At 46.4% G+C, this 17,829-nt stretch carries 12 protein-coding genes; 5 read left to right on the top strand and 7 right to left on the bottom strand.

Annotated features, from left to right (window positions below; translation table 11 throughout):
• Positions 1-53: 53 nt before the first annotated feature.
• Genes XMA152_RS08895 through XMA152_RS08880 form a run of 4 tightly spaced genes read right to left on the bottom strand, consistent with a single transcriptional unit; the run spans position 54 to position 4,683 of the window.
• Complete coding sequence (locus XMA152_RS08895; RefSeq protein WP_173483382.1) at positions 54-1,337, bottom strand: MFS transporter; 1,284 nt, start codon at positions 1,335-1,337, stop codon at positions 54-56.
• Positions 1,309-2,544, bottom strand: coding sequence for a cyclopropane-fatty-acyl-phospholipid synthase family protein (locus tag XMA152_RS08890; protein ID WP_173483381.1), 1,236 nt, complete (start codon positions 2,542-2,544; stop codon positions 1,309-1,311). Before XMA152_RS08890 ends, XMA152_RS08895 begins: the two co-directional genes overlap by 29 nt.
• On the bottom strand, positions 2,531-3,325 hold the full coding sequence (locus XMA152_RS08885) for a DUF1365 domain-containing protein (RefSeq protein ID WP_173481380.1): 795 nt from the start codon (positions 3,323-3,325) through the stop codon (positions 2,531-2,533). Before XMA152_RS08885 ends, XMA152_RS08890 begins: the two co-directional genes overlap by 14 nt.
• Positions 3,325-4,683, bottom strand: a complete 1,359-nt coding sequence (locus XMA152_RS08880; protein WP_173483380.1) for an NAD(P)/FAD-dependent oxidoreductase — start codon at positions 4,681-4,683, stop codon at positions 3,325-3,327. Before XMA152_RS08880 ends, XMA152_RS08885 begins: the two co-directional genes overlap by 1 nt.
• 162 nt (positions 4,684-4,845) lie before the next feature.
• Between XMA152_RS08880 and XMA152_RS08875 the strand changes: the two genes are divergently transcribed.
• From XMA152_RS08875 to XMA152_RS08860, 4 genes are all read left to right on the top strand, one after another.
• Positions 4,846-5,451 (top strand): sigma-70 family RNA polymerase sigma factor, encoded by a 606-nt coding sequence (locus tag XMA152_RS08875; RefSeq protein WP_173481378.1) that lies wholly within the window; start codon positions 4,846-4,848, stop codon positions 5,449-5,451.
• Positions 5,448-6,098, top strand: coding sequence for a ChrR family anti-sigma-E factor (locus XMA152_RS08870; RefSeq protein ID WP_173481377.1), 651 nt, complete (start codon positions 5,448-5,450; stop codon positions 6,096-6,098). The genes XMA152_RS08875 and XMA152_RS08870 overlap by 4 nt, the downstream gene beginning before the upstream one ends.
• Positions 6,099-6,153: 55 nt before the next feature.
• Positions 6,154-7,536: a deoxyribodipyrimidine photo-lyase gene (locus XMA152_RS08865; protein ID WP_173483379.1), complete on the top strand. Its 1,383-nt coding sequence runs from the start codon at positions 6,154-6,156 to the stop codon at positions 7,534-7,536.
• A 130-nt stretch (positions 7,537-7,666) separates the two neighbouring features.
• Positions 7,667-10,306 (top strand): glycoside hydrolase family 3 protein, encoded by a 2,640-nt coding sequence (locus tag XMA152_RS08860; protein WP_217364025.1) that lies wholly within the window; start codon positions 7,667-7,669, stop codon positions 10,304-10,306.
• A 45-nt stretch (positions 10,307-10,351) separates the two neighbouring features.
• Here XMA152_RS08860 and XMA152_RS08855 read toward each other — a convergent pair whose 3' ends face one another.
• The 3 genes from XMA152_RS08855 to XMA152_RS08845 are packed head-to-tail and all read right to left on the bottom strand — an operon-like array spanning position 10,352 to position 14,920.
• Positions 10,352-11,554, bottom strand: a complete 1,203-nt coding sequence (locus XMA152_RS08855) for an HlyD family efflux transporter periplasmic adaptor subunit (RefSeq protein WP_173483378.1) — start codon at positions 11,552-11,554, stop codon at positions 10,352-10,354.
• Positions 11,551-13,701: an ABC transporter transmembrane domain-containing protein gene (locus XMA152_RS08850; protein ID WP_173483377.1), complete on the bottom strand. Its 2,151-nt coding sequence runs from the start codon at positions 13,699-13,701 to the stop codon at positions 11,551-11,553. Before XMA152_RS08850 ends, XMA152_RS08855 begins: the two co-directional genes overlap by 4 nt.
• A complete protein-coding gene (locus XMA152_RS08845) occupies positions 13,694-14,920 on the bottom strand; it encodes a TolC family protein (RefSeq protein WP_173483376.1) in 1,227 nt (408 codons plus the stop codon). Before XMA152_RS08845 ends, XMA152_RS08850 begins: the two co-directional genes overlap by 8 nt.
• Positions 14,921-15,199: 279 nt before the next feature.
• On the opposite strand from XMA152_RS08845, the gene XMA152_RS08840 reads away from it, so the two are divergent.
• On the top strand, positions 15,200-17,829 hold a 2,630-nt coding region (locus tag XMA152_RS08840; protein WP_173483375.1), incomplete at its 3' end, for a glycoside hydrolase family 16 protein.

The following is a 17,829-nucleotide window of genomic DNA, read 5'->3' as shown; positions in this document are numbered from 1 at the left end:
AGTAAAACTGCTATCGCTTTTTTCAACGGATGGTCTCCTGAGCTAAACGCTGTTTAATTTTTGTGTGTGCTGGCGCTCAACCTAAAATCTCTTACGACCAACACGGCTATGATTTTAAATACGCTGGGGATAAGTGCGTAGATCAATGCCAAAACTAAGGGTGTTTGGCCAAACAGTTCAAGCAGACCAAAGGCGAGGGTGGCTGAAAGTGCCAGTGCCAGTTTTGTGATCATGTTCCACAATGCAAAGAGCAAATTTGTTTGGGATTGTCCAAATCGCCAGTGATGGTAATCAGCGACGTCAGCCTGAATCGCATGAGGTATCGCCAGATCAGCCCCCAACATTGCACCGGTTAATAGACAGATAGGAACGAATAACCAAGCAGTGTCACCACCCAGCAGACTGGCGGGTATAAACACGACGGCACTGGTAAACATGCCGGCTCGCCAAAGATCTATTCGGTCTAGGGTTCGGGTCAGCTTTATCCATACTGGGATTGAGACGATGCAAGAGAGAAAGTAGATCGCGATGTAGAGTGTTCGGTCACTCTCTGGCAGTAACAGCACCGTCGTAATGTAGAGCGGAAACAGCGTCGCAGGAACGCCATTCGCTAATCCATTAAAAAACAATGAGATTGCTAGTCTTTTAGCTAAGCGATTCCGTTGAATCGATCGCCATGTGGAGGCGGGATGTGTTTGAGAGTCCTCTTTTTTAGTTGAGGGTTTAAAACGAACCTTAGCCATCAATAGTGTCAGTGTGATGGCCCCCAGTAGCAGTGCAATCCAAACAACGGCTCTGAGAGCTTCGGTGCCTGAGTAACCAAGATAGACCATCAGTGCAGGTATGAGCGCGGAGAGCAGAAGGCCTATCAAGCCTAAAAACTCCCTTAACGAAGCGATCGTTATGCGCTCTTGTGCATCGCTGCTAAGGCGTACTAGCCAGCTGAGGTAGGGGATTTGAATCAGCGTCCAACCAAAAAAGAGACCTATTAAACCTAGACTCATAGAGATGGCAACAAAGGATTCTGCGGGATAGATCAATAGAAGTGAGGATGGGATACAGATCAACCCACCTGCAATGATGACCGCTCTTTGAGTTGTGTCTGATAGTCGGTCATTTAACTTCCCTATGAAGGGATCTACGACGAGATCTGACGCTCTTGCAAAAAAAAGAATCAGCGCGATCAGACCAAGCGATAAGCCCCACTGTTCGTGGTACCAGGTGGGTAGGTTGATATAGAGCGCTAGAGTTGGAAGTGAGAGCGGAAGAGCCGGAAGGCCATAAAATACTATCTGGCTCTTCGAAAGCTTAGTGCTGTATTTTGTAGAGTCCGACATCAATCGAACCCTCTCTAAATCCACCCTCACAATAGGCTAGATAGTAAACCCACATCCGTCTAAAGCGCTCATCGAACGCTTCGGTCGCCTTAATGCTTGGCCAAGCGTTTAAGAAGTTGCGGCGCCAAATCTCTAGGGTCTTGGCATAATCCAAACCGAACAACTTCTGTTCACAGAGCTTAAGATCCGCTAACAAGATTTCGCCTTGTAGCGCGGTAGGGCTTGGTAGCATGCCGCCAGGGAAAATGTAGCGCTGTATGAAGTCGGCAGAGCTGCGGTACTGTTCAAAACGGTCATCGGCAATGCTAATAATTTGCAGGACCGCGCTTCCCCCTTTCTTAAGACGTTTTTTTAGAGTCTCGAAGTAGGTTGGCCAGTGCTCTTCGCCGACCGCTTCAAACATCTCTATTGAGACAATGTGATCGTATTCACCTTGGATGTCACGGTAATCGATAAGCTGTAGGTCCGCCTGATTGTTTAAACCTAAGCGACTCATTCGATCTTTGGCAAATGCGAGCTGCTCTTTTGATAGAGTGATTCCTGTTACCTTGGCGCCAAACTCTTTGGTCGCTACCTCAGCAAAACCACCCCAGCCACATCCGATCTCAAGCACATGCTCACCGGCCTTAAGATCTAACATCTGGCAAATGGTTCGGTACTTGTTGAGTTGTGCCTCTTCCAGTGTCTCATCACTCTCAAACAGAGCTGAGGAGTAGGTGAAGCTTGGGTCTAACCACTGAGCATAGAAGTCGTTGCCTAGGTCGTAGTGGTAAGCAATATTTTTGCGGCTGCCCTTTTTCGTATTCGCACGGCCTAAGTGGCTTAAACGATTGAATAAACGCAGAAGGGGGTGGCCCTTTAGGATGTCATTCACTAAGTTTTCGTTGGCTAGAGCCCAGCGAATAACGCTGACCTCATCGGGTGTTTGCCACTCGCCATCCATAAAGCTCTCTGCAAAGCCGATAGATCCACCTCGGACAAGACGACGCAAGGATTTAAAGCTATTAATCTTAATGATGGCGTGATGTTCATTATCTGTCTGCTGGCCAAAGTCATGAATCATGCCGTTGGGTAGCTCAAGAGTCAGTCGCCCTTTAATCTGTCCATCGAGTGTTTTGTGCAACAGATTCAATGCGCGACGGTTGAACCAACCGAGAGACGACAGCTGCTGGTTGGAAAGGGTCGTAGTGTATTCAGAAGGACGCATCAGAAACCCTCGTTTTATTATCGATTAAAACCACTTGATGAGTCGTACCTTTGACTCGTTTTTGAAGTGGTACGCGTTTAAGCCAGAGTTGGAGCGCTTCCCAATGAATGCCAGCAATCACTTTGAAGGTCATCAAAGGGTATTTAAACAGGACTTTTAGCAGTGTTCTGTTCGTCAGCTCAGTTCGTTTACCAGTAAAGGTGGCGTGCAGAAGGGACCCTTCTGAGTCGGACTGTCGAATGCAGACAGAGACTCGCTGATGGGGTGCCAGCATGCGAAACTGATAGGGCGCCTTCATAGGCATAAATGGAGAGACGTAAAAGCTCTTTTCACTGCTTTGACGAATCTGATCACTCTTACTGTTGGTTGGGATCAGGTAGCTGTGTCGTTCACCGAAGGTGTTGTTTACTTCGTAAAGAATGACACCAAGGTTGCCGTCACAGTCGTAACAGTAGAAGACACTGAGTGGATTAAAGACGTACCCAAACATTCTGGGGTAGCAGAGTAATTTGATACTGTGACCATACTCAGACAGCTCGTATTGCAGCAGCTGCTCTCTCACCTGTTCAGCGAGGTCTCGGTCGCTCCCTTCGCCATGATCACGGTTTTTAAAGCTAAATAGATTCCAACGCTCTTTTGAGAACAGAGTCAGATTAGCGTCGAGGCTATCTAGCTCATCAAGGTCAATCAACATTGAGGCAACTGAGTAGATGAAACGGTGACGCTTAGGCTTGAAGCGGTGATGCATCACCTTGCCTTCATAGAGCGCGGAGCTAAACATTAGGCTGCGCTCTCGGATGTTTGCGTTGTTCTAACGGGCTCTTGAACATGAATACGTCCATTGGGGTTGTCGACGGTCCAAGGTCGCAAAGCGCCTCCGAGCTGTTCCGCAACTGCGAGGCCTGATTGGATACCATCTTCGTGGAAACCATAGCCCATCCAAGCACCGCAGAACCAACTGCGTTGTTGACCTTGAATGGCCCAAATCTCCTTCTGTGCCTCAATGGAACGTTGATCAAACGCAGGGTGGTCGTATAGGAAACTGCCAAGAATCTTATCGGCTTTAGGTTCTTCGATAGGATTGAGTGTGACAAACACATCTTGTTTGGTTTGCAGAGGCTGCAGTGCGTTCATCCAATAGGTCACTGCAAGCTCACCTTCGCCTTGATCGCTTGAGGCCAGATAGTTCCAAGCTGACCAAGCACCTTTACGGACTGGCATCTGGTTAGTGTCAGTGTGTAACAGCGCACGATTGCGTTGGTAAGGAAAGGCGCTCAGAAGTCGCTGCTCTTCCGGTGTTGCGTCAGACAGCATCTCAAGGGTCTGATCAGCATGACAGGCAAATACCACCTGGTCGAAGCGACGCTTCTGTCCGTGGTGATCGATCAGAGTAACTCCGTCAGCATCGCGTTCGACACGGTGTACGCGAGCATTCAAGATGACGCCATCACCCAGTTGCTCAGCGATTTTATTAACGTATTGGCGACTACCACCTATCACTGTACGCCACTGTGGGCGGTCCTTCACTTGAACGAGACCATGGTTCATGCAGAAACGCATAAAGGTCTCTGCAGGGTAGTCCAGCATCTTATCCATGGGCGTTGACCAGATTGCAGCGCTCATGGGCAGAAGGTGCTCATTAATGAAGGTTTGACTGTAACCCTCGCGCTCCAAAAGCTGTCCAAGCGTTAATTCGGCCAGACTAGGGTCGTTATGGAGTCGATCAGAATCTTTGTAAAAAGCTAAGATCTCACGAAGTAGACCCCAATGTTTAAAAGAGAGGAGGTTGCGGCGCTGTGCAAAAAAGCCGCCCAAGCCAGAGCCACTATACTCCACTTTGCCTTTCTCTAGTGAGACGCCGAAGGTCATATTGGTATCGGTAGTGTCTACTTCGAGATATTTGAAGAACTCGACCAGATTGGGATAGTTAACGGGGTTGAATACAATAAACCCTGTATCCACCGGAACGTTGCCTTCGGGAGTGTTGATCTCAACGGTATTTGAGTGGCCGCCAAGGCGATCATCTTTTTCAAAAAGTGAAACGTTATGGCGTTTACTTAAAAGCCAGGCGGCGGATAATCCGGAGATACCAGAACCGATAACTGCGATATTCAATGGTTTTAAAGGCCTTACATTCATTATTGAGTCCATGCAAAAACAAGCTTGAATTTCGTTACGAACAGTCTACCTTGATAGATCAAAAGATGTCGGTTATTTTCAAAAAAGTGGCCAACGGTCAATTTTTACTATTTACTGTTCAAAATGTGATCCATTTATAAACCCTCTAACGTAGTGAAAGCGATGACTGATAACAGATCCGAGGAAACTGATGTGACTGCAGCAGTGGCAATAGCGGAGCAAAAAAAGAAGAAGGAGCGGGATGCATGGTCAGACCTGCTCGCGTCGCTTTCTGAAACCCGCAGTAAAGTGGATTTCAGCCGCTTATACGAACATTTTGCACCCAGAGTGAAAGCGTACATTATCCGTTTTGGAATGCCGGTAGCGGCAGCCGAAGAGCTGACACAGGAATCGATGCTGGCCGTATGGCGTAAAGCGCACCTGTACACGCGCAGTAAAGCCAGTGCCAGTACCTGGATTTTCACATTGGCAAGAAACCAATGCATCGATCGCCTTCGCAGAGAGAAAGCGGTTGAATACGAGTTACCTGAAGAAGAGATCGATCCCGATCAACGTCATTATGGCGAGCATGCCGTTCTCGAAGAGAGAATGAGCGGAGCGATCGCCAAGTTGCCTGAAGCTCAGGCACAGGTTCTCTACCTCTCATATTATGAGGGTAAGAGTCATTCAGAAATTTCCGAGCAGTTAGGTATACCGCTCGGCAGCGTTAAATCGAGATTGAGATTGGCATTCAGCAAACTCAAAGCTCATTGGGGAGAAGAAGAGTGAAAATAAGTCATCATCTTGACGATGCTACCCTTATGGCACGTGCCGCCGGCGCGCTGTCTGATGGTATGACACTGTTGGTTGATAGTCATCTTCACTGGTGCAAGACCTGTCAAACTAAAGCTTGGGAAGCAGAGTGTATCGGCGGTGAGTTACTTGCTGACATCCAACCGCAAGCGATGAGCGAAGGCTCTTTAGACTCCATTTTGGGTATGCTCGATGGTAGCGAAGAGGTGGTTGCTGAACGAGCTGTCAAAGTCAAAGGCAGTGCAGAAGTTCCAGAACCTCTGGCGCAAATTGTCGGATCTGACCTGGATGCCATTGAGTGGAAGCGTCTTGGCCCGGGTGTGCAACATTACGATTTTAATTTCCCTGGAGAGGGAGCGTGTCGTCTTCTTAGAATTCAGCCTGGCGTCTCTGTGCCGCACCATACCCACAAGGGTAATGAGCTGACGATGATCCTTCGTGGCTCGTACAGTGACGATGTGGGGCGTTTCTGTCAGGGCGATGTCGCAGATCTTGATGAAGAGATCAAACACCAGCCGATCGTTGATACCGGTTCTGAGTGCATCTGTCTGATCGCAACTGAAGCGCCACTTAAATTTACAGGTATTATGGGTCGTCTGGCTCAGCCATTCATTGGTCTGTAATCACTATTGAAATAAGAAGACCGGTTTTAAAGCCGGTCTTTTTTTTGGGGAAAACATGAATATCGTCTGGTTTCGCAATGACCTTAGAGTAGCCGCAAACCCAGCATTGGAAGCTGCGCAACGTAATGGATTGGCCACGGTGGCCCTTGTCTGTCTGACTCATGAGAGCTGGTCGGAACATAACGAATCGCCTCAACGTATGGGGCTATGGCGAGATCGGTTACTGCAGGTTAAAGGCGAGCTTGAATCTCTCAATGTGCCCTTAAAAGTGATTCAGGCAGGGCACTTTGATCACTGTGCCAGTGCCATTAGAAACCTGGCAACAGAGTTGTCAGCAACTCACTTTTTCTTCAATCACGAGTATCCACTAAATGAGCAGTTGCGCGATGATGCAGTCGTTGCAGCCCTTCAACCTGATGTGAGCTGTCAGGGTTTTCATGGTGAGGTGATCATTCCACCCGGAGAGGTTAAAACTCAAACGGGTACAGACTTTAAAGTCTATACCCCATTCTCTCGTGCATGGCGGGCAGCGTTACCTCGATTTGACTACTCAATTAAAGCGATGAACACCCCTTTCCCAGAGACCGCACTTCACTCTGATGACATCCCAGACGATCTTGGCTGGCGCCCACTGTCCTATGATAAAGAGTTGTGGCCCGTTGAGACCGAAGCGATCCGTGAACGTGTCTACGAGTTTGTCCGTGAACGGGAGTTGGATTACAAAGAGCATCGTGACTTTCCAGCAATCAACGGGACCTCCCAGTTATCGCCTTACTTGACCATTGGTGCTGTGTCACCACTACAGTTGATGCATGTTCAAAGACAGGAGCGTGAGAACGATGGCTGGTTAGAGAGCAGTTGGCTCAATGAGATCATCTGGCGTGAGTTCTATCGTCACCTGACGGTTGCGTTTCCAGAGCTGTCTAAACTTGAGCCGTTTAGACCAGAAACTGAGCAGAAGATTCAGTGGTTGGATCGTGAGCCGCTGTGGCAGGCTTGGTGTCAGGGTGAGACAGGGTTTCCGATTGTCGATGCAGCGATGAAACAGCTGTTAACAACAGGTTGGATGCACAATCGACTGCGTATGGTCGTGGCCAGCTTTTTAACTAAATTAATTGGCATCGATTGGCGCCGCGGTGAGAAGTTCTTTATGGAGCATCTGATTGATGCTGATTTCCCATCCAACAACGGTGGTTGGCAGTGGTCTGCTTCAGTGGGTGCTGATGCCGCTCCCTATTTTCGAATCTTCAACCCGACTGCGCAAAGCGAGAAGTTCGATGCCAAAGGTGAATTTCTTGTGAAGTGGTTGCCAGAGCTGGCCGCGCTACCGCCTAAAGAGCGTCATAAGCCGGGGGCAGGGCAGGCGTTTGGTCGTCCCGCGCCGATCATTGATTACTCTCTTGAGCGAAAACGCGCGTTGGACGCTTACAAGCAATAGAGCTATCGATTAAAGATTTATTTAAAACTCCCGTTGGGAGTTTTTTTATATCTTTTTAATTTATGAAATCGTTTTCATTTTTTGTTTTTAAAGCTAATATAGGATCCATCAAAAATAAACAATTGATCATATGAGTATCGATATTCGATTTACTGCATTGTTTTCATGGATGGTTTTTATGACAATTAATCCTGCAGCAGCACATAACCCTTTACCGCATTTTGACGATTGGCCTGTTATTCAAAGTGCAGTACCTAAAGATCCAACTATCGAATCTGAGATAGAAAATATTCTTAATCAAATGACCCTTGCCGAGAAGGTAGGGCAGATGATTCAGCCAGATCTACGAGAAGTCACTCCTGCGGAAGCAGAAGAGTTCAAGCTGGGCTCAATTCTTAATGGTGGTGGTGCTTGGCCATCAGATAATAAATACTCCTCTGCTATGGATTGGGCTAAAGAATCCGATAAGTTTTACGAGGCGTTGGAACGTGCCTATTCAGGTAGAGGCTTTAAAGTCCCTTTCGCATGGGCGACGGATGCGGTTCACGGTCATAATAACGTTTTCAAATCGACCCTGTTTCCCCACAATATTGGTTTAGGGGCTGCCAATAACTCAGATTTGATTGAAAAGATCGGCGAAGCTACAGCCCTTGAAATAGCAGCAACTGGTTTAGATTGGACATTTGCTCCTACTGTTGCTGTTCCCCGTGATTATCGATGGGGTCGTGTATATGAGGGCTATTCAGAAGACCCTGAAATCACCTACACCTATGCATCAAGAATGGTAAAAGGTCTGCAGGGTGATTTATCACAAGGTTTGGCGGATGATCGGGTTATATCGACTATTAAGCATTGGTTAGGTGACGGTGGCACGATTGATGGCGTTGATCGTGGCGAAAACCATTACTCTGAGTATGAATTACTTAATATCCATGCACCAGGCTATATATCGGCACTAGCCGCAGGTGCTCAAGTCGTGATGACCTCTTTTAACTCTTGGCATAACGAAAAAAACTATAACGTGCTAGGCGTAGATGGATATAACTCAAAGCTGCACGGTAGCCGATACATCGTCAATGACATCCTCAAAGATAAGTTAGGCTTCGACGGTGTTGTTGTTACTGATTGGAATGGTCACTCTGAGATTAGCGGATGCACTTCTGGCAACTGCCCACAGGCGGTATTGGCGGGTAACGATATCTTCATGGTGACCGCTCGCTCGGATTGGAAAGCTTTCTATTACAACGTGATTGCGCAAGTTGAAACAGGCATCATCCCAATGGAGCGAATCGATGATGCGGTTACTAGGATTCTGCGCGTTAAGATGCGTGCTGGCCTTTGGGATAAACCTAAGGCCTCACAACGCAAATATGCGGGTAACAACGATATCCTTGGTCAAGAAGCACACAGGGCACTTGCACGGCAGGCCGTCAGAGAGTCTTTGGTTTTGTTAAAAAACAGCTCTAATGTCCTACCTCTCCGTAAAGATAGCAGCTTTTTAGTAACTGGAAGCGGTGCAAATGATATTCAGAAGCAGACCGGTGGTTGGTCATTAACTTGGCAGGGCGATGAAAACACGATAGAGAAAGATTTTCCGGGCGCTTCGACCGTTTTATCTGCCTTCAAGGATGCCGTTGGATCTGAAAAAATCTTTACAGATGTTGAAAAGGCTCCCGGTGACGCCATTGCTGTCTTAGTTTTCGGCGAAGATCCCTACGCTGAAATGATGGGTGATATCAAGCGGTCCAAGACATTAGAGTATTCAACTCTTAAACGGACTTATTTGAAAGATTTAGAGTTGCTGAGGGATTTGAAAGCCAGAGGCTTCAAGATAGTTTCTGTCTTCTTTTCTGGGCGCCCACTTTATGTAAATGAAGAGATATCACTTTCTGATGCTTTTGTAGCTGCTTGGTTGCCTGGTACAGAGGCAGGGGGGATTACTGATGTTCTATTTTCAGAGCAAGGTCTGGATTTTACGGGTCGTCTATCTTTTTCTTGGCCAAATACAAAATGTGGAACTACTATCAATCGAATAGCCGAACACATCCCAAACTATAAAGTTCCCAGTGTAGAGCAAGATCCGTTAGGTGAAGATGCGCCATTGTTTCCATATGGATACGGCCTCTCTTATGACTTGAGTGCTTCTAACACTCTTGAAATCAATCCAAATACTATTACTTTAGACTCTAGAGATTACGGTTGCGGGATTACAAAAAATAACAGTTTAGCTACCGAGTCGCTTGAGTTGTTCGGCGCGAACTCTGACCCCGATTTCGAACTATTGATGTCCGGCATGGCTAATGATTGGCAAGGGGTAAAAGTTTCTAAAGGGACTAAATCCTCTTTATCGTCTGTAGATACTTATCCGATCGATTATAAACACCAACAGGATGCGGTTAGGATCGAGTTTAACGGTAGCTCTCCTGCCCAAGTGTATGTTGGTGTCATTGGCGGAGAGACTTTTGACGCAAGAAGTTATCTTAATGCCAAGGGTTATTTAGAGATCGATTTGCGTGTAGATCGAGAATTACCTGAAAAAATCGCCTTAGCAATGCATTGTCAATGGCCATGCCTAGGGGAGGTGAATCTCACATCTTATCTAATAGATTTTGCTGACTTGATTAATGAATGGCAAACAGTGTCTATTCCGTTGAAAGATTTTGAAGATACGGGAATGGACTTTAGTAATGTTAGCGCGCCACTATTGATCTATTCAGACCAAGCGCTGGTTCTGAGTATTGGCAGGGTGGCGTTTGTTCCTGAAGGTTAAGTCTGCATGAATAATTAAAGAGGGTTAGTTATAACCCTCTTTTTTTTATCGCTCGCCTAAAGATTCGGATAAGGTTTTTGTAAGCGGTTTCGTTAGGTAGTTTAGTACTGTGTTAGAGCCCGTTTTTATCTCTACGGTAGCTGTCATGCCCGGTATGATGTCAAATTCAAATTCAGGGCGTTTAGAGAACCGTTTACCCGTTGTTTGTACTTGTGCTCGATAGTATGGAGTTGAGCCGTTTTCAGTCTCTTTTAACAGTGTATCGGGACTTAAGTAAACCAGCTCTCCAGCCAAATCACCAAAAATAGTGTAATCGTAAGCATCCATTTTTAATGTCGCAGGCATGCCGATATCAACAAACGCAATTTCTGATGGAGGTACTTCTACTTCCACTATTAGGTTGTCGTCTATAGGCACAATTTCAAGAATAATTTCACCGGCTCTAACGACGCCGCCAATAGTAGTGACCGCAAGGTTTTTTACGATACCGTTAACCGGCGCCCTCAATTCAGTTCTGGCCAGTTTATCCTCACTTTGCGCTAATCGTTGCTCGACGCTGGCGAGTTGTTCTTCAATTTTACTAAGTTCGGATGCACTGTCCCGATAGAATCGATTTTTAACATTAGCCTCAAGACTCATCTGCTCTTCTAGTTGTCGCTCAAGACGAATTACATCAATTTCAGCAACATCGTTTTTTGCTAAAAGAGGCTTTAATAACGCTAGTTCTCTCTCCAGGTTCTGAATAATTGAATTTATTCCTTGAAGCTCTTCGTTTAACGCCCTTTGTCTTGTCTCATACAGAGCACGTTGAGAGCTAATGAAATTGGGATAGCGATCTATTGAGCTGGGGAAAATCATGTCTGTTCCGTTTATTTCAGCAACTAGACGTGCTTGAATTGCCGATAAAGAGGCTTGTTCTGCTCTCACTTCAGCTAATGCGCTGGCTGATTGATCTTTTTCCAAGGCGACAACCAAATCACCTTTGTTGACTCGACTTCCTTCGCTAACAGTGATTTCTGCGACAATTCCGGGTTCAGGAGATTGGACAACTTTTGTCTTAGTGCTAGCAATGACAGACCCGCTTGCTCGTGTCACTTCGTCGATCTCTGCCCAGTAAGCCCAAGTCACAAATGAACCCAATGCAATGACTATAAGCCACAGAGCTGAACGCTTATGCCTAACAGAGTTCTTTACTTCCAGAGCGCCAAAGTCTGTTGGTAGTTCTTGTTTAAACCAGAACCAATTCATGATGCTGCCTTTTCAGATGGTTGAGCGGTTAATCTTTTCAGAACCTCATTTTTTGGACCGTCCATGACCATTTTGCCATTGTCCACAACAGCAACCCGCTCGACAAAATCGAGTTGATTCATTTTGTGTGTGACCATAATAATTGTGGACTGTTTATGTCTGCTAAAAATAAGATTGAGCAGGTGTTGTTCAAGTTGCCTGTCCAGAGCCGACGTTGGTTCATCCAGTAAAATAATTTTTGGCTTTGACAGCATAAGTCGAGTAATGCCCACCAACTGTCTCTGCCCTGTAGATAATCCTTGTCCGCCCTCTGATATCAGTAGATCTAGCCCCAATGGGTGATTGGCAATGACACGATTAAGCCCAGTTAATCTGCACGCTTCACTGATTTGAGTCTCTGTGAGCATGGGTAAACCAAGAGTGAGATTGTCACGTAGTGTGCCGCTGAATAATCGTACATCCTGCGATAGAAAGAATATCTGCTCTCTAATGTAATCTTCTGAGAGTATCTGTAGATCATAATCATCTAAACGAACGGTGCCGCTATTGGGTTTGTAAAGCCCAGCTAACATTCTTAGTAAAGTAGATTTTCCTGAGCCAACTGCGCCAAGAATGGCCGAGTGTTGGCCTCTGGGAAAATGAAGAGCAGGGAAGGACGCGACTGGATTTTGATCATAAGCAAAGCTTAGAGACTCGGTTGTTAGCTCTCCTCTGCAGGCGTCCGGGGCAACCTTTTTGGAGTTTATGTCTCTATCAACCGGAAGGCTCATAAGTCCATCAAGAGCTTCAAGGGCAATTTTGGATTTTTTCGCCTGTGAAATCATATTCGGAAACTGAGCTAGCGGCCCAAGAGCACGTCCACTTAATATGGTGCAAGCAATTAAAGCACCCATTGTGATCTCACCTTGGGTGACCAATACCGCACCAAAAGTAACCATGCCTATGTAGGATATTTGTTGCAGAGTTTGTGACACGTTACTGGCTAAGGCCGATAATCTTTTAACCTTGTATTCGCCGACGGCCACTTTTTCAGAAAGCGAATGCCACTGGTCTGTAAAATAGCCTCGTCCTCCCGACGACTTTACAGTTTCTATCCCATCCAAAGCTTCAATCAGTAATCCACTTTTCTTGTTGGATTCAGTCATATTTAACTTGGTGTATTTTTCAATAGGACTTCGCATGATCAGTCCAAACAAAATACCTAAGGGTAAAAGTATGATGGGCACAAGCACTATAGGGCCGCCTATCAGCCAGATGACGCCAAGGAAAAATAGAGCAAAGGGGAGGTCAGCCCAGATAAAAAACAGTGAGGTAACCATGAAGTGGCGTACCATTTCGAAATTTTTGATCTGAGCGGCAAGCGTTCCGACTGTTTTTGGTCGAGTCTCTAGTCTGAGATCGATGCCCCGTTCGAAGAAAAGTTGGCTTAGCGATAGGTCAATTGATTCACCAGCCTTATCAACAAAACCAGATTTTATCTGTTTAGCGGCAAATTCTAACAGCAGTGCGATGATGACTCCGATTGACAGAACCATAAGTGTTGAGTAAGCGCTGGTAGGAACTACACGATCGTAGACCTGCATTGTGTATAAAGCAGCACCCACGCCTAGAATGGCAGCTACGAATGAAGACAGTAACGCCTCTCTCATCACGCGCTTGTGGGATTTCATTGCAAGTTTAAACAGGTCGCCGGCTGTTAGGGGATTACTGCTTTTTCGGGTGATTATGTTGCCAAAGAGGTAAGCGAATCCATCTATGTTCTCTTTTTGTAATGTGTGTGGTTTTCCATTCGCATCTTCAACAAGCAGTCCTTCAGAACTCAAGCTCTTGCATATCCAAAAACGGTTGTTTGATGTGTCATGAATCAGGCAGGGGTGATCTTTCTCGGCCAGCTGATCCAAAGTTTTGGTTGTAAACGAAGATTTGGGAAATAACTTTTGCCAGCATTTTTTAAGCTGCCGACCACTTATCTTGGAAATGTCGTTTAATTTATGACGCTCGAACTCTTCAAGGATTCGAGTGACCGAAGCTCCATTACCTCTAGCCATAGCAATTTTATTCATCAATTCGGCTAACTTGGCTATGGAGAACTCATTTTCTAATGAGTGCGAGCTTGAGCCATCGTGTTGTGCTGTTGGATTATTCATTAAGATTTCTCGCAGTCAGCTGCTGTAGAGTTAGCATTGCTGTACAGGCTTTAGCTTCAGTGTCGATGATGGCTAGCCTAGCATCACTCAATTCTTGTTGTGCGTTCATCAAGTCTAACCAATAAGATTTTCCTGACGCAAAACGCCTGGTGTGTGATTCTAGTTGCTCTTCCCTGATTGAAATCAGGTTTTTGTATACAGGTATCTGAGACTGATTGATTCGATACTCATTGACGAGTGCCGCTGCTTGTCTGACCAACGATTGAGAGATATAGCGTTCGTCGGCTAAAGCGGCTGCGTAATCAGCTTTCAATTCGGCTATCTCGGCATTTAGACGACTACCTACGTCAACGTTGTATCTAAATGTCAGATAAGTGCGTGCTTCTTCATTACCACTTTCTAAATCTTGCGTGTAGGAAGCTCCTGCAATAATTGCTGGAAATTTCTTGGAGTCTACAGATGAAAACTTGCTAGATAGACTTCTTGAGTAAGCTTTTGCTGCAGCCAGCTGAGGCGATCTTTTTACAACAAGTTCAGCAATAAATGCTTCATTCAGGTCAGAATTGCATTGAAGAGTGTCTAGTGTAGAAGCTTTTCTGTCAGTTAATTGAAGCAGTGCGAGTTGAGCATCTCTCTCTTGACCGGTGAACTGTAGCTGTAACGTGTTTAATTGGCCTATTCGGCTCTCTGCAAGCATTAAATCACTTGCAGGACTCACTTTCTGTGCAACTCTGCGAGCCATGATGTCTCGAAGGTTACTGGCAATTCGAATCGAATCCTTTACGGCGTCACTTTTTTGTTTCGCGCTGTTAGCCGTGACAAAATTCCCGATAACCTTAAGTTTAATGTTAAGTAACTCGTCGTCGGCTTTTGCCTTTTCTGTCTCAATTTGTAATTCACTACTCTCTATCTCTGAAGAGAGTTTTCCCCAATCAAACAGAGTGTGTTCAGCGGTCGCTGTAATTACCCTGGAGTCATCGCTGGAGTTGAGTATGTCGCTATTTCCCTCAAAAAATACCGAAGGGAGTCGCTCTGATTCGACAATGTCTAACCGTGCTTTTTTCGATGCGATCTTTTCCTTAGCGAGTACGTAGGAAGGATTTTTAAACGTTAACTCTAGTAATGAATCTAGGCTAAGAGCTTGATCATTCTCGTTGGCTAAAACACTGGTAGGGCTCATACACATCGCGAACACCGCAATGTGTTTTAAAGTTTTCATGTGTATATGGTCTCTGGTTTTGAAAGCCTTTTCAGTTTTAGGCTTTTGTTATTTTTAGAAGATTTTTAACAATTACGCCATTTTGATCTAATTGGATCCTTTTATCGTAACAGGTTTAGCCTGCAGGGTGACATTGGAATGCAGATAAAGCTTTTAAAGTTATTGACACCCTGTCAAAAAAATAATAATAATTTATGAAAACGATTTCAATAGCTGCGCTTGCAGTTATCGGCGTATGCCAAAACAACAAATATAAACCGCAAATGCGTAGGACTTAAAATGGCTGCACACCAATCACTTGCACAGCAAATTCAAGAGCTAAAGCTAAAGCAAACAGCAGGTACATTATCTGCTGAGGAGCTTCAGCTCTTAAATGATTTAGAGATTCAGTTAGCAGAAGATGAGATGGCTGCGGAGGAAGATCTAAAAGAAATTTCGGATTCTGCTGCAACAGGTGAAGCATCACTGAGTTCATTACCAGATGTGGGATTTGTGCTTCCTGCTGCAGGTGCTGGTTTAGCCCTTGCTGCAGGCGGTGCAGGCGGTGCAGGCGGGGGTGGCGGTGGCACACCCGTAATCAGTTTAACGGCTCAACAGACTACAGGCCAACTGGTAAATGGTTATATTGAAGGCGCCCGAGTATTCCGCGACACTAATGATAACGGGCGCTTTGATGAGGGAGAAAGCTTTGGCATCACAGATTCCAGCGGTGCCTACACACTAACCGAAGAGCCTAGCGCAACTGGTAGTTTGATCGCAGAACCACTGCCCTCAACTGTCGACAAGTCGACGCTTGAAGTAGTTACCAGCACATTTAGCGCTCCCAGTGGCTCCTCAGTCATTACGCCGCTCACAACATTGCTCGACAATGGTCTGACGCAAACTCAACTCAAGGCCGCTCTTGGTTTGAATGGCTCCGAATACGCTAGCCTCGATATATTGAGTTATGATCCTTTGGATATCCTAAGAACTGGCGCCACTAATCCTACCGCAGCGCTAGCACTTAAAAGCGCTGCTGTTCAAGTAGCCAACATCATGGACGTGGCTGGAAATCTAACCGATGCGGCGGGTGCCTCTGCTGACGGTGCTAATCTAGTTGCCGCTGCGCTGGCAACCAGTCTCGCTGCAAACACTCTGAGCTCAACACTCGGAAATAGCGGGACGATCCAAACAATCCTCAATGACGTGGCTAATGACGCCGGGATCACATTGAGCGCCTCACAGAACTCCTCCATCGTGTCAGCATCAGCTAAACTCGCCGAGTCCAACACGCTTATTCAGGCACAGAGTTCGAACACGAGTGATATAAGCGGCGCCCTGACCCAGCTAGCTCAGCTAGAAAAATCTGTTCAGGCAACCCTGAGCAGTCGACTCTCGAATGCAATTGAAAACGATACGGCTTTTCAAGATTACGACGTCTCTACTGACGCTGCTGGGCAGGACATCGGAGCACTGTTCGGAGTCGTAGAGGATCTTTTGCTATTTTCTTCTGAGACCCCTAACGACGATTTGAGCACTTTATTTACAGGCGTAACACCATTCGATTCTCAATCAACATTCAACTTTACCTCCGCATCTGATCCAAATGAGGTGTACACAAGAGTTGGTAGTATCACATCAGGCAATGGATATGGTGCCCAAGTTGCTCTGGCAGCTTTTCCACAAATAGGAGTTGGGTTCGCGGAAGAATATAGCGCCCTAAATTTCAAGGTGACGAATACCCCCACTGGCAATATTGAAGTCAAATTGTTCTCAACCGGGAATGCAGACAGCGTAAAAGTTATCGATCTGGATACCTATGCCAACTCCGAAGACCTGGGCAACGGCTGGTTCGATGTTTCTATACCGATGTCTGAGCTTTCCGCGCAGGACAATATAAGCTCTCACAGTGGTTTGTTACTCGCAGCATCTGACGATACCGCAGAATCGCCGTTCACCATTTATTTTACTGATATTTCAATGACAGGTGGTAATGCGGTTATTGAGGGAACTTATGTCGACACCGTTATTCCGGACGGCTACTCGCTCGTGTTCGAAGATGACTTCACTGATATAGGTGGACAGCCCGACGCCTCAAACTGGAGCTTTGACATTGGGGATGATGGATGGGGTAATGGCGAGTCTCAAGACTATCAGTCAGATTTGGACGACGCAGTTATTGTCGCCGACCCCGACGAGGCCGGAGATGGTGTACTGAAAATAATTGCCAACAAGACCGGCGAAACAATTACTTCGGCGCGAGTTAAATCAACTTTCGATAGCCTCGACCCTTACGGTTATTTTGAGGTTCGCGCAAAACTGCCCTCAGAAGAAGGCGCTTGGCCGGCCATCTGGCTACTTGGCCAAGAAGGTCGGGAAGGCTGGCCTCTGACTGGTGAAATCGACCTAGTTGAATGGTCAAGTGCATCATCTGATGAGATAGCCGGAACGGATATTTCTAGTGCAATTCACACACAGAGCGGTTACGCAGGAGGAGCCGATGTCGGCTATACAACCCTATCTAGTGCTGTGGACAATTGGCACACCTACCAGCTTTGGTGGACTCCTGACTCCATCCATATCGGTGTGGACGGCACTCTCAGCGATGCACACCTAGTTTACGAGAGGCCTGCAGACGCCACAGTAGCCAGTTGGCCCTTTGACAATCCGATGGACATCATTCTTAACATCGCCATCGGTGGTACTTTGGGGGGCTCTGTTCCAACTACTGACTTTAATTACGAAATGCTGGTGGATTATGTGCGCATCTACCAAGATCCGGCAATGCATCCCCCGATTATCTCGCCGCAAACCGCTGCGCCTGTACCTTCCGTGGATGATACCGTCGCGATCTCTCTCTACAGTGATGCACTAACAGATGACGGGGTTGTTACTAACTTCAACCCTGGCTGGGGGCAGAACGGCTCACT

The sequence above is a fragment of the Marinobacterium sp. xm-a-152 genome (assembly GCF_013282965.1).
GTDB lineage: Bacteria > Pseudomonadota > Gammaproteobacteria > Pseudomonadales > Balneatricaceae > Marinobacterium_E.
Note: the sequence above shows the minus strand (reverse complement) of the source record. Positions and strands in the feature narration are given on the sequence as shown.